This is a genomic window from Tamlana crocina, from assembly GCF_012037625.1.
In genome coordinates, this window is sequence record NZ_JAAVJS010000862.1 from 1 (window position 1) to 283 (window position 283).

General features: G+C 44.2%; 1 protein-coding gene. It reads right to left on the bottom strand.

What is annotated here, in order from left to right:
* Nucleotides 1–49 precede the first annotated feature (49 nt).
* A partial coding sequence (locus HC176_RS19290) for a nitroreductase family protein (RefSeq protein WP_245234977.1) occupies nt 50–283 on the bottom strand: 234 nt, incomplete at its 5' end.

Consider the following 283-nt stretch of genomic DNA (forward strand, 5'->3'; position numbering starts at 1 on the left):
GAGTGGGAATGATTGGATATGGATTAGAGATCACCGAATATGTGAACTACTAGAGTTCGATCACTGTCTCTTCGAGCGGTCTTCTTACCTTTTTTAACTCCGAAAAGAAATCGTCTTGTGCCCTGTATCCTACAGGCAGCGCAAGCACCGCCTCAAGGTTATGGTCGTCCAATTTGAGTAACCCATTATATTTTATGGGTTCAAAACCTTCCATGGGGCATGAGTCGATCTCTTCAACAGCACATACGGTAAGTAAGGTTCCCAATACAAGGTAAGCCTGATG